This window comes from Actinomyces sp. ICM47 (assembly GCF_905369875.1).
GTDB lineage: Bacteria > Actinomycetota > Actinomycetes > Actinomycetales > Actinomycetaceae > Pauljensenia.
This window is the reverse complement of sequence record NZ_CAJPJE010000001.1, coordinates 53,784-75,746: the sequence shown is the minus strand read 5'-3', so window position 1 is coordinate 75,746 and position 21,963 is coordinate 53,784. Positions and strand designations below refer to the sequence as shown.

At 65.1% G+C, this 21,963-nt stretch carries 22 protein-coding genes; 10 read left to right on the top strand and 12 right to left on the bottom strand.

The window, feature by feature from the left end; all coding sequences use genetic code 11:
- Positions 1–40: 40 nt before the first annotated feature.
- The 5 genes from purE to QZ149_RS00365 all read right to left on the bottom strand — a co-directional run bounded on the left by purE (position 41) and on the right by QZ149_RS00365 (position 5,009).
- Entirely contained in the window at positions 41–595 is a 555-nt protein-coding gene (gene purE, locus QZ149_RS00385; RefSeq protein WP_291448539.1) for a 5-(carboxyamino)imidazole ribonucleotide mutase, read from the bottom strand.
- Between the two features lie 64 nt (positions 596–659).
- Positions 660–1,814 carry a 5-(carboxyamino)imidazole ribonucleotide synthase gene (locus QZ149_RS00380; RefSeq protein ID WP_291448536.1) on the bottom strand — a complete coding sequence of 385 codons (1,155 nt, stop codon included), beginning with the start codon at positions 1,812–1,814 and terminating at the stop codon, positions 660–662.
- 33 nt (positions 1,815–1,847) lie between these two features.
- The gene (locus QZ149_RS00375; RefSeq protein WP_291448535.1) at positions 1,848–3,176 is read right to left on the bottom strand and encodes an ATP-binding protein; all 1,329 of its coding nucleotides are present in this window, start codon (positions 3,174–3,176) and stop codon (positions 1,848–1,850) included.
- Between the two features lie 23 nt (positions 3,177–3,199).
- On the bottom strand, positions 3,200–3,877 hold the full coding sequence (locus QZ149_RS00370) for a response regulator transcription factor (RefSeq protein ID WP_291448533.1): 678 nt from the start codon (positions 3,875–3,877) through the stop codon (positions 3,200–3,202).
- 97 nt (positions 3,878–3,974) lie between these two features.
- Positions 3,975–5,009, bottom strand: coding sequence for an adenylate/guanylate cyclase domain-containing protein (locus QZ149_RS00365; protein ID WP_291448531.1), 1,035 nt, complete (start codon positions 5,007–5,009; stop codon positions 3,975–3,977).
- Between the two features lie 226 nt (positions 5,010–5,235).
- On the opposite strand from QZ149_RS00365, the gene QZ149_RS00360 reads away from it, so the two are divergent.
- Together QZ149_RS00360 and dapD are read left to right on the top strand one after the other, a co-directional pair.
- On the top strand, positions 5,236–5,937 hold the full coding sequence (locus QZ149_RS00360; protein ID WP_291448529.1) for a nucleoside triphosphate pyrophosphatase: 702 nt from the start codon (positions 5,236–5,238) through the stop codon (positions 5,935–5,937).
- 44 nt (positions 5,938–5,981) lie between these two features.
- Entirely contained in the window at positions 5,982–6,938 is a 957-nt protein-coding gene (dapD, locus tag QZ149_RS00355; protein WP_291448526.1) for a 2,3,4,5-tetrahydropyridine-2,6-dicarboxylate N-succinyltransferase, read from the top strand.
- A 65-nt stretch (positions 6,939–7,003) separates the two neighbouring features.
- Here the strand turns inward: dapD and dapC are convergent, their stop codons facing one another.
- Positions 7,004–8,149 (bottom strand): succinyldiaminopimelate transaminase, encoded by a 1,146-nt coding sequence (gene dapC / locus QZ149_RS00350; protein WP_291448523.1) that lies wholly within the window; start codon positions 8,147–8,149, stop codon positions 7,004–7,006.
- A 19-nt stretch (positions 8,150–8,168) separates the two neighbouring features.
- Positions 8,169–8,510, bottom strand: a complete 342-nt coding sequence (gene fdxA / locus QZ149_RS00345) for a ferredoxin (protein ID WP_009648216.1) — start codon at positions 8,508–8,510, stop codon at positions 8,169–8,171.
- Positions 8,511–8,562: 52 nt separating this feature from the next.
- On the opposite strand from fdxA, the gene QZ149_RS00340 reads away from it, so the two are divergent.
- Complete coding sequence (locus QZ149_RS00340) at positions 8,563–8,889, top strand: 2-hydroxymuconic semialdehyde dehydrogenase (RefSeq protein WP_291448519.1); 327 nt, start codon at positions 8,563–8,565, stop codon at positions 8,887–8,889.
- A gap of 25 nt (positions 8,890–8,914) precedes the next feature.
- Here QZ149_RS00340 and typA read toward each other — a convergent pair whose 3' ends face one another.
- Entirely contained in the window at positions 8,915–10,834 is a 1,920-nt protein-coding gene (gene typA, locus QZ149_RS00335; protein WP_291448516.1) for a translational GTPase TypA, read from the bottom strand.
- A gap of 227 nt (positions 10,835–11,061) precedes the next feature.
- Here typA and QZ149_RS00330 point away from each other — a divergent pair, with 227 nt between their 5' ends.
- From QZ149_RS00330 to QZ149_RS00320, 3 genes are read left to right on the top strand one after another with little or no spacing between them, the layout of a single operon-like run.
- Entirely contained in the window at positions 11,062–11,916 is an 855-nt protein-coding gene (locus QZ149_RS00330) for a D-hexose-6-phosphate mutarotase (protein ID WP_291448513.1), read from the top strand.
- 47 nt (positions 11,917–11,963) lie between these two features.
- On the top strand, positions 11,964–12,542 hold the full coding sequence (locus tag QZ149_RS00325; protein ID WP_291448511.1) for a 1-acyl-sn-glycerol-3-phosphate acyltransferase: 579 nt from the start codon (positions 11,964–11,966) through the stop codon (positions 12,540–12,542).
- Complete coding sequence (locus tag QZ149_RS00320; RefSeq protein WP_291448508.1) at positions 12,539–13,504, top strand: hypothetical protein; 966 nt, start codon at positions 12,539–12,541, stop codon at positions 13,502–13,504. Before QZ149_RS00325 ends, QZ149_RS00320 begins: the two co-directional genes overlap by 4 nt.
- 24 nt (positions 13,505–13,528) lie before the next feature.
- Here QZ149_RS00320 and QZ149_RS00315 read toward each other — a convergent pair whose 3' ends face one another.
- The 3 genes from QZ149_RS00315 to QZ149_RS00305 all read right to left on the bottom strand — a co-directional run bounded on the left by QZ149_RS00315 (position 13,529) and on the right by QZ149_RS00305 (position 16,450).
- Positions 13,529–15,022: a glutamine synthetase family protein gene (locus QZ149_RS00315; protein WP_366488003.1), complete on the bottom strand. Its 1,494-nt coding sequence runs from the start codon at positions 15,020–15,022 to the stop codon at positions 13,529–13,531.
- Between the two features lie 227 nt (positions 15,023–15,249).
- Positions 15,250–15,714: a MerR family transcriptional regulator gene (locus tag QZ149_RS00310; protein ID WP_291448506.1), complete on the bottom strand. Its 465-nt coding sequence runs from the start codon at positions 15,712–15,714 to the stop codon at positions 15,250–15,252.
- 145 nt (positions 15,715–15,859) lie between these two features.
- Positions 15,860–16,450 carry a GNAT family N-acetyltransferase gene (locus QZ149_RS00305; protein ID WP_291448505.1) on the bottom strand — a complete coding sequence of 197 codons (591 nt, stop codon included), beginning with the start codon at positions 16,448–16,450 and terminating at the stop codon, positions 15,860–15,862.
- Positions 16,451–16,732: 282 nt separating this feature from the next.
- Here QZ149_RS00305 and QZ149_RS00300 point away from each other — a divergent pair, with 282 nt between their 5' ends.
- Positions 16,733–18,859 (top strand): hypothetical protein, encoded by a 2,127-nt coding sequence (locus QZ149_RS00300; RefSeq protein ID WP_291448503.1) that lies wholly within the window; start codon positions 16,733–16,735, stop codon positions 18,857–18,859.
- A gap of 24 nt (positions 18,860–18,883) precedes the next feature.
- On the opposite strand, the gene QZ149_RS00295 is transcribed toward QZ149_RS00300, so the two are convergent.
- Entirely contained in the window at positions 18,884–19,981 is a 1,098-nt protein-coding gene (locus QZ149_RS00295; RefSeq protein WP_291448500.1) for an EcsC family protein, read from the bottom strand.
- Between the two features lie 108 nt (positions 19,982–20,089).
- Between QZ149_RS00295 and QZ149_RS00290 the strand changes: the two genes are divergently transcribed.
- The 3 genes from QZ149_RS00290 to QZ149_RS00280 all read left to right on the top strand — a co-directional run bounded on the left by QZ149_RS00290 (position 20,090) and on the right by QZ149_RS00280 (position 21,882).
- A complete protein-coding gene (locus QZ149_RS00290) occupies positions 20,090–20,908 on the top strand; it encodes a YbjN domain-containing protein (RefSeq protein WP_291448497.1) in 819 nt (272 codons plus the stop codon).
- Between the two features lie 159 nt (positions 20,909–21,067).
- Positions 21,068–21,367, top strand: coding sequence for a DUF1778 domain-containing protein (locus tag QZ149_RS00285; protein ID WP_291448495.1), 300 nt, complete (start codon positions 21,068–21,070; stop codon positions 21,365–21,367).
- A complete protein-coding gene (locus QZ149_RS00280; RefSeq protein ID WP_291448493.1) occupies positions 21,355–21,882 on the top strand; it encodes a GNAT family N-acetyltransferase in 528 nt (175 codons plus the stop codon). Before QZ149_RS00285 ends, QZ149_RS00280 begins: the two co-directional genes overlap by 13 nt.
- Positions 21,883–21,963: the final 81 nt, after the last annotated feature.

Here is a 21,963-nt window from a genome sequence, read left to right as displayed (position 1 = left end):
GAGCGCCCGCGCCTACCCGCGCGGGGCTTGTTGGGGCCTGTCAGTAGTCCTCGGCGACGCGCTTGGCGAGGGCTGCGCCCTTGGCGCTGGCGACGTCGCGCAGGTCCTTCTGGAAGTCGCGCATTTGTGCGCGCAGACCTTCACACCACGATCCTTCGCCGGCGCCGAGGATACGGGCGGCGAGCAGCCCGGCGTTGCGCGCGCCCGCGATGGACACGGTCGCGACGGGCACGCCGGCGGGCATTTGGACGATGGAGTGCAGGGAGTCCACGCCGTCGAGGTGCTTGAGGGGAACGGGCACGCCGATGACGGGCAGCTCGGTGAGGGCGGCGAGCATGCCAGGAAGGTGGGCGGCACCGCCGGCTCCGGCGATGATGACGCGCAGCCCCCGCTCCGAGGCGCTCCTCCCATAGGCGACCATGTCCTCGGGCATGCGGTGGGCGGAGACGACGCCGACTTCGCAGCCGATGGCGAACTCGGCGAGTGCTGCGACGGCGGGTTCCATTGTGGGCCAGTCTGAGTCGGAACCCATGACGACACCGACGAGGGGGCAGTCGCTGGTTGCCGTGAGCTGGATGTCGAGGTCGGTGGTCATGGGCGGTCCTTTCGGGATGGGACGAGGCCGGGGCGCTCTCGCCGTTCGGCCGACGGTTGGGTGGTCAGTCGCTGGCGGAGGTGCCGTGCAGGGCCTCAACGGCGGCCCGTGCGCGCGTCAGAGCCACGTCCGGGTCTTTGTCGACGACGGTAACGTGGCCGAGCTTGCGGCCCGGGCGCACCTCTTTGCCGTAGAGGTGGACTTTCGCTCTGTCTCCCCCGGCTTCATAGGCCGCAGCGAGGGCATGCGCGGGCTGGTCGTAGGCGGAACCCAGCAGGTTGACCATGACGGAGTAGGTATCCGGTGCGCGCAGGTCGGTAGAGCCGAGTGGCAGGTCCAGGACGGCGCGCAGGTGTTGCTCGAACTGGCTGGTGACGGCCCCATCGATGGTCCAGTGTCCGGTGTTGTGGGGGCGCATGGCCAGCTCGTTGACGAGGACGCGCTCATCCGCTCCCTCTCCGACGACAAACATCTCGACGGCCAGGACGCCGGTGACGCCCAGCTCCGAGGCAATGCGTTCTCCGATGCGGCGCGCTTCAGCTGCTGTCTCGGGTCGGATACCGATCGCGGGAGCCGTGACCTCGGCACACACGCCGTCCACTTGGACGGTGGAGGCGACGGGCCAGGAGGCAACCTCGCCCGAGGGGGTGCGTGCCAGCAGGGCCGCCACCTCACCCGTGAAGGGCACCAGGGCCTCGGCCAGGAGTGAGCCGCCTCCCCACCATGACTCGACGTCGGCGGGACTGTGGGCCACCGCGACACCGTGGCCGTCGTAGCCGCCTCGCGGGGTCTTGACGATGAGGGGCCAGCCGATGACCGCTCCGAAACGCTCCAGCTCAGCCGCGTTGTCGACGCGTGCCCATGCCGGGCAGGGGATGCCCATCTCACTCAGGCGCGCACGCATCTGAAGCTTGTCCTGGGCGTACAGGAGAGCGGGGGCCGGGGGTTGCACGGAGACGACGCGCGCGGCTTCCTCCATGGTTTGGGCAGGAATATGCTCATGTTCGAAAGTGAGGACGTCCGCACCGTCGATGAGCGCGCGAACGGCGTCCAGATCCTTGGGGGCACCGACAGCCTTGTCGACGGTCACCAGACCGGTCGACCCATCCTCGGCCTCGACGAGGACCCGAAGGTTAATGCCGAGCGCGATAGCGCTCTCCTGCATCATGCGTGCCAGCTGTCCGCCGCCGATGACGGCCACGGTGGGAGGAGTCAACATATCGCGTTCCACGCCTCCCAATCTACCGCTCTCCTAAAAGCGACGCGAGCGGCGTCCCATGGAAATGAGCGGCCCTTCGGGCATGACGCGATCGGGGTCCAGGGACGCGGGGATTGCTGCGACGGATATCGTGAAAACGGGGGGAATGTTGGACTTGAGTTCCAGGCGCCCGCCCATCGCCTGGGCCAGGTCGTGGGCGAGAGCCAGGCCAATGCCCGTCGAACCGTGTCCAGACACACCCTTTTCGAAGATGTCGGGTGCTAGGGCTTCGTCGATACCTTCGCCTTCGTCACTGACCTCAATGATGACGCCGCGTTTGGAGGAGCCGGCGTGCGCCCACACGCGCGTCATTCCATCTCCGTAACGCAGGGAGTTTTCGATGAGCGTGGCCAGTACCTGTCCGAGTTTGCCGGCGTCGGCCAGGATCGGACGCTCAGCCTCATCGAGGAAGACGAGGGGACGGCCTGCCGCCTTGAACTGGTCCTCCCACTCTTCGCGGGCGGTGTTAAAGACTTCGAGGATGTGGATGGCCTCGGTTTGCCCACCGTTTTGGCGCTTGGAGACGTCGAGGAGTTCGGAAACGACGTTGGTCATGCGCTCGACCTGTTCGAGGCAGGTACGGGCTTCGGCACGCACTTCCTCCTCGGAGGAGATGAGTTCAATTTCCTCCAGGCGCATCGACAGGGCGGTGAGCGGCGTGCGCAGCTGGTGGGAGGCGTCGGCGGCGGCTTGGCGCTCGGCGGCGAGGCGTCCGGCCATGCGCTCGCCTGTGCGGGCGAGTTCCTCGGAGACCAGGTCGATCTCTTCGATGCCGGATTCTTCAACGCGGGCGCGCACGCCGCCGGAGCCGATCTGCTCAGCCTGTGCGGCCAGGTAGATGAGGGGCGCGGACAGGGAACGCGAGAGCGAGCGAGCCATGAGCAGGCCGATCAGCATAGAGCCGATCATGCCAGCACCGAACATGCCGCACGCCCACAGGATGCGGGCAGTCGCGCCCGAGGCTGAGGAAGTGAGCTGGACACTCACGCCGCTCGGGGACTCCGCAAAGGCTGCCATCGTACGCCCGGTCGGCTCAGTCTCGTCCGTAATGAGGTTGTGGCCGGGCACGAGAATACGGTAGCTGAGTTCGTCGCGGCCCTCATTCTGGTCAGCGACGAGCGCCGCTACTGACTCAGCGTCCGTGCTCTCGCCCGCCGCGTTGCGGCGGTCGATGCTCTGAACGATGCGCTGGGCAGCGACTTCCAGGTCACGCTGCTCGGAAGCCCAGATAGACACCGAGGCAAAAAACGCGCCGGGCAGGCCCATGACGACGCACACGACAGCGACGACGGAGACAATCATCCTCACCGCGCGTGCGCGCATGGTGACCCTCCTTTAGCGACGGATTATCGCGCGCTTTCGAATCGGAAGCCCATTCCGCGCACGGTCGTAATGTAGTGCGGGTCGGTCGCGTCATCGCCGAGCTTACGACGCAGCCAGGACACGTGCATGTCCAGGGTCTTGGTGGAGCCGGTCGGGTCGGAACCCCAGACCTCGCGCATGAGCGCGTCGCGAGCGACGACGGACCCGGCCTCGCGCAGCAGAACGCGCAGCAGGTCGAACTCCTTGGCCGTCAGGCTCAACTCCACGTCGCCGACGAAGGCGCGATGGGCTGCGACGTCCATGCGGATGTCCTGGGCGCGCAGCTCGCCTTCAGCGGGTTCTGCGACCTGACGACGCAGGAGCGCGCGCACGCGGGCGAGCAGCTCGGCCAGACGGAAGGGCTTGGTCACGTAGTCGTCCGCGCCCGCGTCGAGGCCGACAACCATGTCAACTTCGTCTGTGCGTGCGGTGAGAATGAGGATCGGGACCCGGTTTCCGGCGGCGCGGATCTCACGGGCGACGTCGAGGCCGTCCATGTCAGGCAGACCGAGGTCCAGGACGACCAGGTCGATGCTGCGTGTGTCGGCCAGGGCTGCACCGCCCGTGGCGTGCGCGCGCACGTCGTATCCTTCCCTGCCCAGGGCCCGCGCGAGGGGCTCGGAGATGGCCGGATCGTCTTCAACGAGGAGAACTGTAGTCACACTCTCATCTTAGCAATTCTGAACCAAAACTTTCACCTCTCTTGACCCAAAAAACGTGGGCGTCAGGAGTCAACGAAAGACGCTGAGAACGCTCGTGTCAGGCGACACGAGCAGAGAGCAGGTAGGGAGAAACAGGCCCAAAACCGCGCAAGTCTGCGGTCGGGAACTCCTCGAGTTCGTACCCCTCGCCACCCTTGCCAGCGGCGATCGCAGCCGCGGTGGCAGGATCGGTGAGTATCTTACCGACCGGTGCGATGTCCACGAGGCGAGACGCCAGATTAACGGTCGGACCGAAGACATCGCCGGAGCGCGAAAAGACGTCACCACGCACAAAAGACGCGCGTACGGGAAGCATTTCATCGTCGGCATTGAGACGTTCAATGAGGGCGGTTGCCACGCGCAATCCGGTGGGCAGGTCATCGGCGATATAGAGAACGGCGTCGCCGATCATCTTGACGACGCGACCGCCCTCTTCGATGACCGCCGTCCGACTTTCTTCCTCGAAGCGCTCGATGAGGCCGACCAGAGCATCCCCGAGAATCGTCGAGGACGAGGTGTAGGAGACCATGTCCACGAAGCCGAGGCAACGATTGAGCGGGAAGCGGCTGTGACGCTCCTCGTGACCGCGCTGAGAGACCTCGCGGTCAAAGCGCGAGAGGGTCGCCTCGAGCTGACGACGCCAGGAGTACACGAACATCTCCTGGAAAACGTCGATGTGCTCACGCATGTGGTCGAGCACGTACATGCGAGCCGTCGTGTCGTCCAGCATGAGCCGACGCATCGAGTCCTCCACCAGGGCCTCAAACTGCCACAGAGCGAGGCGGTCGGCCAGGTGGGAGTTGGCGCGGAGGAGCGAGCGCGACGTGGCGGTATCGATAACACCAGACTCGACAAGGTCGTGCCACTTGCCAAACACATCGAGGTCACGCTGGGAGAACATCGGCTCATCCGGATCGGGGGCTTGGAAGCCCAGGGCGATCCAGAACTGCAAGACGCGCTCGATCGGAGTGTCCGTCGCCTCGGCGAGGTCGCGGGCAGAGTATGTGAGATGACCACCGAGCAGCTGGGGAACGTAGCTGGTTGCGGTGAGGTCATCGGGAGATGCATGGGACGATGCCGCACGCTCATCCATCGCGATTCCCTCCTCGTCAGGCTGACTCAACACCACATCAGCGGATGATAAGTATAGTAGATCACGCTTTAAGGTCACAGTAAATTATGACCTCACGCACTGACAATTGTAGTAGACTGATTGATTTTTCACCACTCATTTGCACATTTACCTGCGATAACTCCGTTTTTTGCACTATTTTGCAGCTTGACTGCGCGCGACGTGACACATGGTCCACAATGTGCCTATGCGCCTCGTTCTTGCCTCCGCCTCCCCCGCCCGCCGTGCCACGCTCATCGCGGCGGGCATCACGCCAATAGTCCGGGTGTCCACCGTTGACGAGGAGGCCGTCCTCGCCGCGCTGCCCGGCGGACGCGCATTCTCAGGAGGCGCAACCACCCCCGCTGCCGAGGTGGCGACCCTCGCCGCCGCCAAGTGCACAGACGTGTGCGAGGCCCTGGCCCAGGGAGACCCAGAGCTGCCCGAGGGGGATCCCGTCCTCGTCGTCGGCTGCGACTCGATGCTCGAGATTGATGGCCAGATGCTCGGCAAACCCCACACCCCCGAGGTTGCCCGCGAGCGCATCCGCGCCATGCGCCGCACGACCGCCACCCTGTGGACGGGACACTCGGCAGCGATCCTCGCCCCGGCCTCGTCGACCGACGGGAGGACGGGCACGCGCACGGTAAGCGCAAGCGTCACCCGCTCCGCCTCGACCCAGGTCCACTTCGGAGACATCTCGGACGCAGAGATCGACGCGTACGTGGCGACGGGTGAGCCGCTGCACGTGGCAGGATCCTTTACAGTGGACGGCCTGGGCGGTCCCTTCATTGAGGGGGTGACTGGCGATTATCACTCGGTCGTCGGTATCTCGTTGCCGCTGCTGCGCTCCATGGCCTCCGAGCTGGGCGTGTTTTGGCCGGACCTGTGGGATGCACCGCGCCCCTGAGTTTCACTCCTCAACGACCTGCGTAATCCCCGTACTGTAGGGGCATGGATAACAGCACTGCATGGGGCGTCGGCCTCGCAACGATCACCCTGGACGGAACAACTCTCGACACGTGGTATCCCGCCCCGCATCTGGGCGAACCCGGGAGCGATGAGGAGCTGGCAACTTCGCTGGCCCTGCTGGAGCGCGTGGACGATGCGCGCCGCGTGCGTACCGTCGTCGTGACGACGACGATTGACCTGACAGCGGCCCCCGCCTCGACCGAGGACGCTTACCTGCGCCTGCACTTGCTTTCCCATCGCCTGGTGAAGCCCAACGCGATCAACCTGGACGGTATCTTCGCGGTGCTGCCCAACGTCGTGTGGACGGATGCGGGTCCGTGTGCGGTCGCCGATTTCGAGGTCACCCGCCTGCGCCTGCGCGCCCGCGACGGTCGCCCCGTGACCGTGCAGGGCATCGACAAGTTCCCGCCGATGGTCAACTACGTGCTGCCCTCGGGCGTGCGTATCGCCGACGGCACCCGTGTGCGCCTGGGTGCCTACCTGTCCGAGGGCACGACCGTCATGCACGCCGGCTTCGTCAACTTCAACGCGGGCACGCTGGGTCGCTCCATGGTCGAGGGCCGCGTCTCGCAGGGCGTCGTCATCGGCGACGGCTCGGACGTGGGCGGCGGTGCCTCCACGATGGGCACGCTGTCGGGCGGCGGCAAGCAGCGCGTGCGCCTGGGCGAGCGCTGCCTGCTGGGCGCGAACTCGGGCCTGGGCATCGCTTTGGGCGACGACTGCGTCGTCGAGGCCGGCCTGTACGTGACCGCCGGCGCGAAGGTGACGCTCATCGATTCGTCCGGCGAGGCCGAACCGCGCACGATCGCAGCGCGCGAGCTGTCGGGTGCGTCGAACATTCTGTTCCGCCGCAACTCTCAGACGGGTCGCATCGAGGCCATCGCCCGCGCGGGCGTCGTGGGCATCGAACTCAACGACGCACTGCACGCGTCGAACTGACGAGGACACACCGAACGAGGCCGGGGCGCGTTATGCGTCCCGGCCTCGTGTCGTTGTAGAAACCGTCAGCGGGCGGACCATGCCTCGCGGATGCGGCTGACCGCAGCTGCCACGCGCTCGTCGGTGGCGGTGAGGGCCACGCGCACGCGCCCGTGGGCAGCGGTACCGTAGAAGTCGCCGGGAGCGGCGAGGATGCCAAGTTCGGCCAGTCGGTCCACGAGCACCCATGAGTCGGTCGGGTTGGCGGGGTCGGCGACCCACAGGTACAGGCCAGCCGCACTGTCGGGGTCAACGTCGAGGCCGGCGTCGGTCAGGGCCTCGAGGAGGAGGGTGCGTCGCGCGGCGTAGACCTCCCGTTGGTCCTTGACGTGTTCGGTGTCAGTCAGGGCGAGGGCCATCGCATGTTGAACGGGGGCGGGCACCATGAGGCCAGAGTGCTTACGCGCGTTCACGATGGGGGCGACCAGCGCGGGATCGCCGTAGATGAGGGCGGCGCGGTAGCCCGCGAGGTTCGACTGCTTGGACAGCGAGTACAGGACGAGGAGGCCGCTCGCGTCACCGTCGCAAACGTCGACATTCAGCAGGGAGGGCACGCCCTCGCTCACATAGGGTTCGGCCCAGGGCAGGGCCGCGTAGCACTCGTCGGAAACAACGACAGCACCCTGGGAGCGCGCCCACGCGACGACTCCGCGCAGCTCGTCCTTACTCATGACGTGTCCATCGGGGTTTCCGGGCGAGTTCAGGTAGACGAGGGTGGCCTCGGGCCACGAGTCGGGGTTCGTCGGGTCGACGGGGACGGGAGTCGCTCCAGCCAGGCGGGCACCGATGTCGTAGGTCGGGTAGGCAACCTCGGGAACCAGGACGGTGTCGCCGGGGCGTACGCCGAGCAGGAAGGGGACCCACGCGACGGCTTCCTTCGAGCCAATCGTGGGAATCACGCCACCGAGGCCGACATCGACCATATTGCGTCGCGCCCCCCAAGCGAGGATCGCATCGCGCACCTCAGCGGTGCCAATCACCGTCGGGTAGCCGTGCGCGTTGGATGCCTCGGCGAGGGCATCTCGGATGAACGCGGGGGTGTCGTCGACGGGCGTGCCGACGCTCAGATCACAGATTCCCCCGGGATGTGCAGCTGCGCGCGCTTTAGCGGGTGCAAGCTGATCCCAGGGGAATTCGGGCAGGTCGAGGGGGCGAGGCAGCGTAGTTGTCATGCCACTACCCTATCGACTGTCAGAGGTTTTCTGCCTTCCATTCCTCATTCTGAGGAGGCAGCGCGGCAATCATCGGGTCGTCGTAGTCCTGGACGCCGGTCTTCTGGGCACCGCCGGGGCTACCCAGCTCGTTGAAGAAATCGACGTTGGCGCGCAGGTAGTCTGCCCACTCCTCGGGCAGGTCATCCTCGTAGAAGATCGCTTCGGTGGGGCACACAGGCTCGCACGCGCCGCAGTCCACGCACTCCTCGGGGTGAATGTAGAGCGTGCGCTCCCCCTCGTAGATGCAGTCGACGGGGCACTCGTCCACGCACGCGCGATCCTTGACGTCCACGCACGGCTGCGCGATGACGTAGGTCATGAGACGTTCCTCCTGGTCAGTTCTAAAGACTCGTTGATTCTATTATTCACGTATGAGCAGCCCCGAGTCACCCACCGCACATATTCCCGCGGAAAACGGCGCATTGTCGCCGCATGCCCAGCGCGCACACACCGACGCAGGAGAGCAAATTTCCGCACGCCTCCTTCGCGCAATTCCCGATCTGCCGTGGATGCGCTTCGAGGTCGGCGAGAGAATCGTCATCCGCTACCGCCTGGCAGACGGTCTGCACGACGCCCTGGGAGAGGTCTTAGAGGTGGCTCCCACCCACGTCACGGTCGCGACGAGGCGTGGGCCGGTTCGCGTGGATGCCCACACGATGGTGACGGGCAAGAGGGTGCCTCCCCCGCCCACGATCTAGCGGGCGGAGGGGGCACTCGGGTGGGTCAGCGGTTGGCGCGGCGCTCGCGAGCGGCGATCTTGAAACGCTCCTGAGCGTCCAGGACGACCTTGCGCACGCGCACGGCCTCGGGGGTGACCTCGACGCACTCGTCGTTGGCCGCGAACTCGAGGGACTCCTCGAGGGTCAGCTTGCGCGAGGGGGTCAGCGACTCGTACACGTCTGCGGTCGCGCTGCGGGTGTTCGTCTGCTTCTTCTCGCGGCAGATGTTCACGTCCATGTCCTCGCCGCGCGGGTTCTCGCCCACGACCTGGCCCTCGTAGACCTCCGAGGAGGGTTCGACGATGAAGGAGCCGCGCTCCTGCAGGTTCGTCATCGCGTACGGGGTGGCCTGGCCGGCGCGGTCGGCGACGAGCGAGCCGGTGAGGCGCTGCTCAATGGTGCCCTGCCAGGGGGCGTAGCCCTCGGAGATGGACGACGCGATGCCGGTGCCGCGCGTTTCGGTAAGGAAGCGCGTGCGGAAGCCGATGAGGCCGCGGGCGGGGACGACGAACTCGAGGCGAATCCAGCCCGACCCGTGGTTCGCCATGGTTTCCATGCGGCCCTTGCGGGCGGCCATGAGCTGCGTGATGGCACCGAGGTACTCTTCGGGGATGTCGATCGTCATGCGCTCCATGGGTTCGCTGAGGACGCCGTCGATCTCCTTGGTGACGACCTGCGGCTTGCCGACGGTCAGCTCGAAGCCCTCGCGGCGCATCTGCTCAACGAGGATCGCCAGGGCGAGTTCGCCTCGGCCCTGAACCTCCCAGGCGTCGGGACGCTCGGTGGGCAGGACCTTCAGCGACACGTTGCCGACGAGTTCACGGTCCAGGCGGTCCTTGACCTGGCGCGCCGTGACCTTCGCGCCTTTGACGCGACCCGCCATGGGCGAGGTGTTGATGCCAATCGTCATAGAGATCGCCGGGTCGTCGACCGTGATGAGTGGGAGGGGACGCGGGTCCTCGAGGTCAACGAGGGACTCACCGATCATGATGTCTTCGATGCCGGCGACGGCGACGATGTCGCCGGGCGCAGCGGAGTCGGTCGAGACGCGCTCGAGGCCCTCGGTGGCCAGCAGCTCGGAGATGTGCACGCGCTGGATGGTGCCGTCGTGGCGGGCCAATCCCACGTCGGCCCCCTTCTTGAGGGTGCCGTTGTGGATGCGCAGCAGGGCCAGACGGCCCAGGAAGGGCGAGGCATCCAGGTTGGTGACGTGCGCCTGCAGGGGCATGTCCTCGTCGTAGGAGGGACCCGGGATGCGGCTGAGGATAGTCTCGAACAGGGGTTCGAGGTTCTCGGTGGGCAGCTGGCCGTCGCCCGGGTTCTCGAGGGAGCACTTGCCAGCCTTAGCGGAGGCGTACACGACGGGGACGTCCATGAGGGAGTCCACGTCGATGTCGATGCCCTCGTTCATGAGGTCCTCGCCGAGGGAGAGCAGCAGGTCGGTCGTCTCGGAGACGACCTCGTCGATACGCGAGTCGGGGCGGTCAACCTTGTTGACGACGACGATGACGGGCAGGTGAGCCTGGAGGGCCTTGCGCAGGACGAAGCGGGTCTGCGGGAGTGGGCCTTCGGAGGCGTCAACCATGAGGACGACGCCGTCGACCATGGACAGGCCGCGCTCAACCTCGCCGCCGAAGTCGGCGTGGCCGGGGGTGTCAATGACGTTGATGGTGACGCCGTCCTGAAGGCCCAGGGCCTGCGCGGCGGGGCCGCGATAGTGGACGGCGGTGTTCTTGGCGAGAATGGTGATGCCCTTTTCTCGTTCAAGATCGCCGGAGTCCATGACGCGCTCGCCGGTCTTTTCGACCGTGTCACGCTCGGAGAACGCTCCGGATTGCCAGAGCATTGCGTCAACCAGCGTGGTCTTTCCGTGATCGACGTGTGCAACGATCGCGACGTTTCGCAGGTCGAGACGCGTGGGCATATCTGGACTCCTCACATGTGGACACCTATTATTGCGTGTGATGGGGCACAGAAGCCCGATTGACAATCGAACGGCTGACCGATTCCACGCACATACCCCTTCAGAATATCGGCATACGGAGGGCCTATGCGCATGCCATCCTGCGACATCCACCACGTCGCTACCCCACCCAGCTGGACCGATTGGTCTATTTGCCGAGAAACACCCCCACCACTTAACTGATAGATATGAGCGACATCGCCACCCTATCCGCCACTGTCCCCTCAGCCTCGACACAAATCACCCCTTTCGGGGCACACCTCCTGTCCTGGCACCCAACCAACGATGATGACGTCCTATGGCTTTCCTCCCGCGCCGTGCTCGACGGCACGAAAGCAATCCGCGGTGGGGTCCCCCTCTGTCTTCCCTGGTTCGGGGGCCCCGATGACTCCCCGTCACGCCCGGGGTCCGGCGCAGGAGCACACGGTTTCGCCCGCACCTCCACGTGGAAGCTCCTCTCCTCCACCCGCCCCACGAACGATGCCCCGGCCTCGTTCTCCTTCGAACTGCACCACACGGGCGAGACCTCCATGCTCTACCCCCATTCCTTCTGCGCGCGCCTCGATGTGAGCGCGGGTGCCGAGCTGGACATGAGTCTGACTCTGACGAACGAGGACGATCACCCCTTCGCGATCGAGGCCGCCATGCACACCTACCTGCGCGTCGGGGACGTCAAGGACGTGAGCGTCGAGGGACTGGACGGCGAGCGCTACTTCGACAAGGTGCGCGGCCGCTACACCACCCAGCGCGGCGACCTGAGCTTCGTGGGTTTCACCGACCGCGTCTACACGACGACGCAGCAAGTCAGCGTCATCGACCCGAAGCTGGACCGACGCATCATCGTGGATAAGAACGGCTCCGGCTCCACCATCGTGTGGAACCCCTGGTCACAGGGCGCGGCCACCATGAGCGATATCGGCGAGGGCGAGTGGCAGCACTTCGTGTGCGTAGAGACCGCGGCGGTGCGCGAGAGGGCGCTGACGCTGTGGCCGGGCCACCCTCACATCATGACGCAGACCCTCGCCGTGGAGACGCTGGACTGAGCGGCCCGCGGGTAGGATTGAGGGCAGCTACGACCAGAAAGGCCACCATGGCTCTCACCTCCGCGATTGCGTCCGCCTACCTGTCTGTTTCCCGGTGGAAGCTGTCTACGCAGCCCTTGCCGGACAAGGTCATCGTTATCGGTGCCCCGCACACCTCGAATTGGGACGGCGTCTTCATGGCGATTTCTATGTGGAAGTCGGGGCGCACGTTCTCGTTCCTGGTGAAGGATTCCGTGGTGAAGGCCCCGCTGCTGGGCTGGTTCGTCAAGAAGATCGGCGCGGTTCCCGTGGAGCGCAGCGCGGCCCACGGCCTCGTCGAGCAGGTCGCCCAGCGTATCCGCGAGTCCGACTCGTTCACGCTGTGCATCACCCCGAAGGGGACGCGTTCGCCGCGTGAGTTCTGGAAGTCGGGCTTCTACCGCATCGCCATGGAGGCGGATGTGCCGATCCAGCTGGGCTTCATCGACCGCAACACCCGCACCTTCGGGTGGGGGCCGACGTACCGTCTGACGGGTGATGTGCGGGCCGACATGGACGTGATTCGCGCGTTTTACGCGGGCAAGGTGGGCGTCAAGCCCGCCAAGACCTCGGTCCCGCGTCTGCGTTCCGAGGACGAGGCGTCGTGAGGGGTGCACGCGCAATGGCCTGCGCCGGTGGGGCGCTGGCGCTGTGTGCGCTCGGTGCGCCCGCCGTCGCGGATGATCCGACGCCGATTCACCTGGCTGAGGTCTACGACATCACTCCTGGGGTGTCCGCCACCCACGAGGTGACGCTCTCGACGGATCATCCGCTCATCGGCGAGCAGTGCCAATCGATGGGGACGGGCGCGCAAGCGTCCTCCGCCGTGCTAGTTGACGTCAACGGTATCGACGGCTGCCGCTTCACGTGGGTGCTACCCAGTGCGGGGTCGGAGATCGTGACGGTCGACTCTGGCGGCGTTTTCCACTTTCATTCGGAATCCGCCCGCCTTCTCGAGGGGTTTTCCACGCCCGAGGCCGTCGCCACCATCGACTCTGTCACGCTGGTCGCGCACGCCTCCGAGATCGTCGAGGCCTCGGAAGGCGGGGCCGTCACGTCTGCGGGCTTCTCAACGAAGACGGACGCGAGCACGGTCACGTGGACGAATGTGCGCGACGATGTGACCGCGACGGGCACGGTGAACGCCGACGCGGCGGCCGCGTCCCCCACGCCTTCCGTTTCTCCCACACCGTCACCGTCGCCGTCACCGAGCCGGGAACGAGGCGGGGGTTCCTCGCGCTCGTCCCTGACCCCGATCTTTGCGATCACCGGCGGCGTCCTCGCCCTGGTTCTCGTGGGCGCGTTCATTCAGTGGACTCACCGGTCGCGTCAGGCGGCGGCCGACGCCCAATTCGACTGGGATGCATCCGTGCGAGCGTCGCAGCGCGAGGCCGCCTTGGAGGCGAAGACGGGAGCAGCGCCCTACGCGTCCCCCACGCCTGGGTCCGCGCTGTCGGCGCTCACGCCTGCGCCGCCCGCACCGGAGGCCGATTCGTCTCGCGAAGACCCCACAGATATACCGCCGACCCCGGAGTCCAGCGAGCGCTTCGCTCCCCCGCCGGGTGACTGATCATTCGAGCAATGCTCGGGTGTTCTAGCCGATGTGGAAGTAACGTTCAACGAGTTCTTCGACGGACACCCGCGAGTCGGCCAGGTCGTCTCTCAGGTGCATGTCGCCCAGCTCGACCAGGCGTGCGGCCCACGAGTCAATGAGACCGGCCGGGAACACACCGCCTTCCTCGTAGTCTTCGCGCTGCGTGAGAAGGCGGCCCGCGGCCTCGAAACACGACGAGGGCAGCTGGTCGAGGCCGGGGGTCTGTGAGGCGTCACCGTCAACTTTGCGCTTGCTCGCGTAGTCGGCCATGCCGGGTCGTGTCAGCCCGATGCGCGCGGCAACCACAATGCCCGCCAGGAGCAGATGGATGGCCGCCGACCCGTCCGGGCTGCGCAGCTCGATGGTCTGGGAGTCGTTAGGAAGTCCTGCGATGGGCGGCTCGTTCGGGTTCGCGTCCCGGAACATCGAGTCGTCGATGTTCTGCCACCCGAGAGGCACGCGCACGAGGACCGAGCGGTTACGGTCACCCCAGCAGATCGCGGTCGGTGCCTCCTGATGGGGCACGAGGCGCAGGAACGAGGTAGGCACGGTGTTCCCGAAAGCCGTCAGCGACGCGGCGTGCGACAGGTAGCCGCCGATGACTTTCAAGGCCGCCTCCGTGAGGCCCGATCCCGTGGAGAACTGGTTGACGCCGTCCTTGACCAGGCGGGTATGGAAGTGCATGCCGGATCCGGCCTGCCCCACCGCAATCTTGGGCGAGAAGGACACTTCGATGCCGTATGAGTGGGCGACCTCGCGCAGCACCCACTTGGCCAGCACCATCTGATCGGCCGCGGCGCACGCGTCTACGGGCAGGAATTCGATCTCCTGCTGGATCATCTGACGCCCATCCGACACGAAGTTACCGACCTCGGAGTGGGCGTACTTGACGGCGCACCCCATGCTCACCAGGTGGAGCAGGGTCTCGGTGCGTACGTCCTCCCACTTCGAGAACGGCCCAGACTCGTGGTAGCCGCGCTGGGGTTCGACCCGGAACAGCGGGTCCTCCGGGGAGAAGAGGTAGTACTCGAGTTCGCCGAGGGCCTCGAGGGTGCATCCTGTCTGCGCCTCGAGGGCGCGCTGAGCCTTGCGCAGGATCTCCTGCGGGGCCGAGGCCAGGGGCGCCCCGCTCACATCGTAGAAACCACACAGGAACTCCACCGTGGGGATCGCGGAGAAGGGGTTGAGGAACGCGGTGGCCAGGCGCGGTACCACGTACAGGTCGGAGGAAGTCGCCTCGACGAAGGTGAAGAGCGAGGATCCGTCGACGCGTTCACCGAGGGTGAGGACGCGGTCGAGATGCGCCTTGGATTGAATCGCAAAGTTAAGGGTCTTGAGCCGGCCATCTCCGCCGACGTAGCGAAGGTTGAGCATCGAGATCCGATTGTCTTCGATGTATCCGATGATGTCGGCCTTCGTGAACTCTTGCGCGGGCTTCCCTAAGGCTTGCACGAGGGGATTCGGACTGAGGGAGACGGTGTCGGTCGAGAGCATCTCAAACTCCTCTTTGAGCATGACTTGTTTCACACGATCACCTCACACGTTACCACCACACAGCTACTCCAACACCCGCACACCACCATCTGAAGTCCACACACCGCGCCCCACTGAAAGAGACCGCGGACATAAGTGAGGGCCGCGCGCCAATTCAGACACGCGGCCCTGTGCCCCCTAGCGGGGCGAGGTCCGGAGCAGGCATGGAACCCCGCCCCGCCAGGCTCCTATGAGCGCGGCGACCACGATTTCAAGCGCTCAGCAAGTTCACGCGCGCAAGTATCCAAGCGCTCAGCTTCTAGCGCGTCCTCACGTTTGACTGCACGCCAATAATCGACCTTTGTGTGCAAGAACTCACGGCGCAATTCGATGATCTGCGCCTCCTCCTGAAGGCGCGCATCCTGCTGCTCAAGGAGGGAAATAAACTCGGAAATATCACGGTCCACGCCCAACCCCGAGCGCACATAGTCCCGCATATCAGCAATCGACATACCCGACGCCGACAGACACGCGACCCAGGTAAGCAACTCCAGATCGCCTTCCGTGTAGATACGATGCCCACTCGAGGGATCGCGCGCAATGGCAGGAATAACGCTGACGTCCTCGTAATAGCGCAGGGTAGACGGGGGCAAGCCAACGAGCGCCGCTACCTCCTTAATAGAGTACGTGCGCCCGGAGCCTGTTCCTGCCATGACCTCACCCTAAAAGACCTCAAGCCCTTGAAGTCAAGCGGAATTGGGGGACGTGCATCACGCGGCGCGACCTGCACAAAGATCGCCTCCGCGCGACCGTGCGGCCACTCACGACCGCGACGGGAGTTCGACCGCTAGACCACCATCATCGGAGAAGCTCCGCTCGATGCTGGAAGGCCCAAATCGAGAAGGGTTCATCTCGCATTTTCTTCTCCGCACGCCCCAGCAGCTCGCAGCCACCATTCATATAAAAGCGAGCATTGGATTCCGTACACGTCACCAGTCCGTACGCGCGCCCACCCCGCTTCGCCACGAAGTCGGGAAGGACTTTGGCAACGAGCCATCGGCCTACTCCCCGACCCTGCATCCGCTTATCGACCGACAGAATCTCGAGATACCAGTCAAAATCGCCATTATCAATAGCGATCTGATCTCCGTCGTAGGACGCCTGGGCAAAGTCAGCCACCAGGAGCGGAGATGCGTAGCGGAAGAGGCGATACCCGCCGCTGACCACGTTACGCCAGAAGCCGATTGGCCGATCATGCATGAGTGCAACGGCGATAACCTGTCCCTCATGTTCAACGACGAGAGCGTTTCTGGAGGTCAGGTAGGCTTTCGCCATCATCTCATTGAGGACAGCCAGACATTGTGGGTAACGCTCCGTCTGGTAGACATATGGCTTGAGCGTGAGATGAAATGGATAGTCAAGAAATCCTTCCGTGATAATGCGTGTCATTTCAGGAATATCTGCACTCGTTGCGGGCCGACACTTCACAGCGCCCCTCCTCTGTTAGACCGGATAGCACCTCGTAATAAGGTCGAAAACCTGACGTCAGGTAGACAGTTGTCATACTACGCGATGATTTCTCAGGAGACCTTGTCAGTTAGAGGATTTTTTCTTTGGCATGCGAGGCATACCAACTTGACGTTCGGTCAGACATTCTCAGGCCCCGGCCCCTCCATTGCTTTGCGCGCGCGAACAGACGATAATCGAGTGACCTAGATCCAGGAGGATTGCATGCGACTTTTCCGCACCCTGTGCGCAACGCTCGGGACCCTATTCATCGTGTCGACCCCGTCGTTAGGGGCCTACGCAGCCGCGATCCCGCCTTTGTCGGAGACGTCCGTCCTGGCTACGGACGTCCACCTCACTGACGCGGCATCGGCCCTTTCTGTGGAGAACAAGGGCAGCGCCACCGTGGCCGCACCGTTGCGTGCCGCCGCTGAGGAGGCATCGTCGACTCCATCTTTGTGGCTATTGACCGCCCTGATCATCAGCATCATCATCCTTGTTCTGGTGGTCGTCTTCATCGTCTACGCCTTGCGTTCACAGAAGGCCAAGAAGAAGTCACAGGCTCAGCGTGTCCCTCCCTCAAGCCAGGGAAGCGTTCCTTTCCCGGTACGGCCCGGCATGCCCGAGGCCTCGGCATACACTGGCGGTCCCGCTCAGTTCGGTCAGGGGGCAACGTACAACCCCTACCCTGCGCAGGATGCGACACCCGGTGGCCCGACGCCGCGCGAAACGGGCTTCGTCTGGCAACGACAGACGGGTCCCGCCCCGGCTGCTCCTCAGCAGCCCATCCACGCTCCCACAGCTGGCGGCACCCCCGGCCGGCCTCTCGGCGCTCCTATGAGCATGTTCCCCTCCGCTCAGCGCGGCCCCAACCCTGCAGCGCCCGAGAACGCACCGCAACAGCCCCCGATGGGCGGTGCCGCGGTGGTCGGCGGCACCGCTTCCATGTCGGGTGAGAAGACAGAACTGCTCACGACATTTGGCGGTTCAGATCCCGACGCGAAGACGCAGTTGTTCGGCACCTACGACGGCCAAGCCGACCCCGACGCCAAGACACAGCTATTCGGCACCTACGACGGCCAAGCCGACCCCGACGCCAAGACACAGCTATTCGGCACCTACGACGACCAAGGCGCAGCTGCCGCGGCTCCCGCTGCTGAGCCGGTCGAGGCACCCAAGCCGGAGTCGGTCGCAGCGTCCCATGGGGCAGCACCCGCAGCCCCCATTCCTGCGCCTGCGCCTGAGACCGCTCCTGCCGCGCCAGAGGACCCAGGCTTGGTCACCGTCAAGCTCCCACGCTTCAAGCCCGAAGCACAGGCACAACCCACACCCGAAGCAGAGTCCGCCGCAGCACCCGAAGACCCCGGCATGCTCACCGTCAAGCTCCCACGCTTCAAGCCCGAAGCACAGGCACAACCCACACCCGAAGCAGAGTCCGCCGCAGCACCCGAAGACCCCGGCATGCTCACCGTCAAGCTCCCACGCTACAAGCCCGAGGCGCAGACGGATCTCGCACCCACACAAGATCCCCAGCCCGAGCAGCCTGCCCCCGCTCAGTCCGCCGCGCAGCCGGAGCAGGTCGACGCGCCCACTCCCGAGCAAGCGCCGGCCGAGGCACCTCAGTACGTTGACGTCCCGACCGTCAAGCTGCTGCGGGTCCCCACCCAGCAAGCATCTGCCGCGTCGCCCGAGCAGGCCGCACCTCCTGAGCCGGAACACGTCGCGTCGCCCGAAGCGTCCTCCACTCCCGTAGCGGCTCCTGCGCCTCAGCCGGTTGCCCCGCCGCAGCCACCCGTTGCGCCCGAGGCGATGCCCGCCCCGGCCTCGTCCCTTGGGAATGACTCGGATGAAGGCGTGCCCACCGTGCAGATGCCTCAGTTCGACAGGATGGATTCCTTCGACTGGGACTCCCCCGCCGCGAGCCAGCAGGCACCGCAACCCCAGCAGGCACCGCAACCCCAGCAGGCACCGCAGACTCCTGCGGTGCCGGCCGCGCCGCAGATGCAGGTACCTCAGCAGCCCATGCCGACGGCACCCGCTCAGCCCTTCCCACCGGTAGATCAGGGCGCTGCCGCGCAGCAGGTTCCCACGGCACCCCAGGCTCCCGAGCAATCCGGCGGCTTCCAGGAGAGCTGGACCTCGCAGTTCTCGTGGAGCGAAGAGATCCGTCCGGAGCCGCAAGCACAGAAGAAGCGCCGCTGGCCCTGGTCGAAGCGCCGCAAGCAGAAGGGTGAAGAAGAGGCCGCACAGGCGCTGCCCGAGGGCAATGCGCCCGGCGCTACCGCGCACATGCCGGTGATCGCCGTCGACGCGCAGGACGACGACTGGCAGAAATGGAACTCACGGAACTGACGTGTGAGACCCGAGGGGCGTTCGTTAGTGCGAGCGCCCCTCGGTTGTTGTCTCTTCCAGGGTGGAGGCGTTATCGGCGCTGATTTCGTCGGCCACCGCGGCGCTCACGACACCCGTAGAGTCTTCCCCGGCCTCGTCAATGTATCCGTAGCGTTCCGCGAGGAAACGTTCCCGGTAGAGGTGGTCGGCCGTGTCGCCGATCGTGCGCATGAGGGAGGCATTCAGAAACGCGCCCACGAGGATGCCAATGAACGGCACGATTTGGGCAACCTTCATGCCCGCCAGGCGCGAGCCAAGGGAAGCAACCAAGGGGTTCACGGCAGCCGAGATCGCGTTGGTCCCGACGGCATCCATTGGCCCTTGCTTGGCGATGTCACGCACGACCTTGTTGACGGCGATCAACGTCGTTTGCTTTTCGACGACCTGGTTGCCGGTAGCGCGTTTCGGATCGATCGCCTGGGAGAGAACCATCGTGGCGAAATAGTTTTCCGCGGGATCAACCGTGTCGTAGCCGTAATAGGCCGCCGTGTGGGAGACCAGGCGCGTCGCAGCGCCCAGGAACGTTACGATGTCGAGGGCGAGCGCAAAGGTCGTGATCGCAATGCCGGGGGCCGAGATGATCCCGAGGCCGAGGACGGCAGCGACCGAACCTCCCGTCGCGACGATGCTGGTCAGCGCACCTTCGATAGCCACGGCGCTCGAATACGCGATCTTCAAATGAGGTCTCACCGGGCGAATCTGGTCGAGGCTCAAACCGAGGCTACGGATATCCTCCAGCCGCTCAACATCGTAACCCGCCTCTCGGTAAGACTTCAGAATGCGCTCGCGACGCACCGAGGCATCGGATACCGACGTCGCCTTCTCCATGAGGCGCAGCGCCGACGAAGACATCGTCGAGGCGATGGCCGCGCCGCCGGGGACCTTTCGCGCGAGCCTGACTGTCGCCCTGACAGGTGCCATTGCGTAGGCGCGCAGGCGCTGGGAAATGACGCGAGGACGCAGGGGACTAATCTGTGCCTCTTTCCACTGCTGAATCTCGTCCCATTGGGCCGCATCGGCGGCGCTCATGCGGGCACGCGTGTCGTCGGGCGCAGGTCCCTCGGTCGTAGCCTCTTCCTTCACGCTTCCACCCTACACAGCAGCGTCCTCCCATGCCCCTCGGACGTTTCCCCTCCCCTGTTATGCTTGTGTTTCGGTACTCACTCATGACCTCACGTGGGAGGAACGTCCGTGGATTCGCGCTCACAGCTCATCGCGCAGATCAATGCTCTGCATGAAGAACAAGAACACCAGAAGATCATTGCGCTCATCGAACGCGATGCGCCGACGTCGCTGGACTACGAGCTGACTGGCCTGCTGGCGCGCGCCTACATTAACTACGCGCAGCCGTACATGGATTCCTTCAAGGAACTCATCGGGCACGCCGTCGAGCTGCTGCGCGGCGTTGAAGCTGAGGGCATGGCAGACCCGGTGTGGTATTACCGCATTGGTACTGCCCTGTACTGGCAGGATGAGGAGGAGAGCGCACTGACCTACCTCGAGCAGTGCCTCGCCATGGATCCGACCAACGAGCACGCGCCGGAGGTCATCGAGCAGTGCAAGCGCGCTCTTGATCGCCGCCGGATTGTGCGCCCCGTTGATCTTCAGCGGGTCGTCGACTTCTTCGAAACGAATGACTACGCCTACGACGTGAAGGACAACCGCCTGCACACGGGCTTCACGAACGGCTTCTACGTGTTCTCGGTCGTCAACGACGGCGCGGACGTGAGCATGTGGGGCGCTGTGCGCGAAGAGGTCTCGATGGAGCTGCGTTCGCGCCTCCTACAGGCTTGTAACGACTGGAACGCGTCCACGACGTGGCCCAAGGTCTACGTCGCGACTCTGGACGACGGCCGTCAGCGCCTGTGCGCCGAGCAGTATGTGACTGCCCGTCTGGGCCTGACTGACTCGCAGCTGTTCGTCAATCTTGATCGTTTCATCTCGAGCGCCGAGTCTTTCTTCAAGGATCAGATCGAGCGCATTCCTGCCCTGGGCGGAACGGAGGAGTAAACGCCCCCACCCGTCCGCGCCGCCGCTTCGGTAAGCCGCGAGCGCGCACTGACCCGGGCCTCGTCCCTGTCGACGAGGCCCGGGTTCGTTATGTGCTCAGCTGTCGCCACCCTCCCCGATCTGACATACAATGTATGTACGAGCGGAAAGGAGCACGACGTGTCTGCGCACGCAACTGCCACAAAATCATCTCGCATCAACCTGCGTTTGACGCCTGCGCAGGAGGAAAAGCTGCGCTACGTCGCGAGCACTGTGCAGACATCGCTGAGCGATTTTGTCCTCGCGTCCGCCCTGGAACGCGCGGATCAGGCGCTGGCGGACCGCACGGAGTTCGTCGCAACAGACGAGGACTTCGAGCGCCTGTTGGAGGCCCTGGACGCGCCGCTTCCGACGATAAAAATCCAAGCACTCGCCGCCCGCCCCTCCCCCGTCGGATCGACGCTGACATGGACGGACTAGAGATCCCGGCGCTCAATGCTCCCCGCCGGTTGGCGCGCCATGACAAGCGCAGCGATTTCACGTGTGGAAACGACGAACTGAACACCTGGTTTCACCGCTATGCGTGGCACAACCAGCGAGCCAACAACGCGGTGACCTACGTGTGCCAGCAGAGCGGGCGTATCGCCGGCTACTACGCGCTAGCGGCAGCAACGATTCGACGCGAGTGGTCGCCGGATGACTTTGCTGCCCACCGACCCCGGTCAATCCCATGCATGCTCCTGGCCAGGCTCGCGGTTGACCGCCGAGTGCAGGGGCAGGGTGTGGGCGCGACGCTCCTGCTCGACGCGCTTCGCCGGACTCTCGCGGCATCGGACCAGTTCGGAATCGCCGCGCTGCTCATCCACTGCAAGGACGAGCACGCACGCGACTTCTACACGCATCACGTTGACGCCCTGGTCTCTCCCATCGCCCCGCTGCAGCTCATCGTGCCGACGCAAACGATTGCACTCGCGTTGGGTACCGCGCACGAGTAGCTGCCCTCCGTCACGCGCCGCCGCTTCGGTAAGCCGCGAGCGCGCACTGACCCGGGCCTCGTCCCTGTCGACGAGGCCCGG

What these genes read in the sequence shown, in the direction of transcription:
- purE (WP_291448539.1), bottom strand. Translation starts at nt 595, where the DNA reads ATGACCACCGACCTCGACATCCAGCTCACGGCAACCAGCGACTGCCCC.
- QZ149_RS00380 (WP_291448536.1), bottom strand. Translation starts at nt 1,814, where the DNA reads ATGTTGACTCCTCCCACCGTGGCCGTCATCGGCGGCGGACAGCTGGCA.
- QZ149_RS00375 (WP_291448535.1), bottom strand. Translation starts at nt 3,176, where the DNA reads ATGCGCGCACGCGCGGTGAGGATGATTGTCTCCGTCGTCGCTGTCGTG.
- QZ149_RS00365 (WP_291448531.1), bottom strand. Translation starts at nt 5,009, where the DNA reads ATGGATGAGCGTGCGGCATCGTCCCATGCATCTCCCGATGACCTCACC.
- QZ149_RS00360 (WP_291448529.1), top strand. Translation starts at nt 5,236, where the DNA reads ATGCGCCTCGTTCTTGCCTCCGCCTCCCCCGCCCGCCGTGCCACGCTC.
- dapD (WP_291448526.1), top strand. Translation starts at nt 5,982, where the DNA reads ATGGATAACAGCACTGCATGGGGCGTCGGCCTCGCAACGATCACCCTG.
- dapC (WP_291448523.1), bottom strand. Translation starts at nt 8,149, where the DNA reads ATGACAACTACGCTGCCTCGCCCCCTCGACCTGCCCGAATTCCCCTGG.
- fdxA (WP_009648216.1), bottom strand. Translation starts at nt 8,510, where the DNA reads ATGACCTACGTCATCGCGCAGCCGTGCGTGGACGTCAAGGATCGCGCG.
- QZ149_RS00340 (WP_291448519.1), top strand. Translation starts at nt 8,563, where the DNA reads ATGAGCAGCCCCGAGTCACCCACCGCACATATTCCCGCGGAAAACGGC.
- typA (WP_291448516.1), bottom strand. Translation starts at nt 10,834, where the DNA reads ATGCCCACGCGTCTCGACCTGCGAAACGTCGCGATCGTTGCACACGTC.
- QZ149_RS00330 (WP_291448513.1), top strand. Translation starts at nt 11,062, where the DNA reads ATGAGCGACATCGCCACCCTATCCGCCACTGTCCCCTCAGCCTCGACA.
- QZ149_RS00325 (WP_291448511.1), top strand. Translation starts at nt 11,964, where the DNA reads ATGGCTCTCACCTCCGCGATTGCGTCCGCCTACCTGTCTGTTTCCCGG.
- QZ149_RS00315 (WP_366488003.1), bottom strand. Translation starts at nt 15,022, where the DNA reads ATGCTCTCGACCGACACCGTCTCCCTCAGTCCGAATCCCCTCGTGCAA.
- QZ149_RS00310 (WP_291448506.1), bottom strand. Translation starts at nt 15,714, where the DNA reads ATGGCAGGAACAGGCTCCGGGCGCACGTACTCTATTAAGGAGGTAGCG.
- QZ149_RS00305 (WP_291448505.1), bottom strand. Translation starts at nt 16,450, where the DNA reads ATGACACGCATTATCACGGAAGGATTTCTTGACTATCCATTTCATCTC.
- QZ149_RS00300 (WP_291448503.1), top strand. Translation starts at nt 16,733, where the DNA reads ATGCGACTTTTCCGCACCCTGTGCGCAACGCTCGGGACCCTATTCATC.
- QZ149_RS00280 (WP_291448493.1), top strand. Translation starts at nt 21,355, where the DNA reads ATGGACGGACTAGAGATCCCGGCGCTCAATGCTCCCCGCCGGTTGGCG.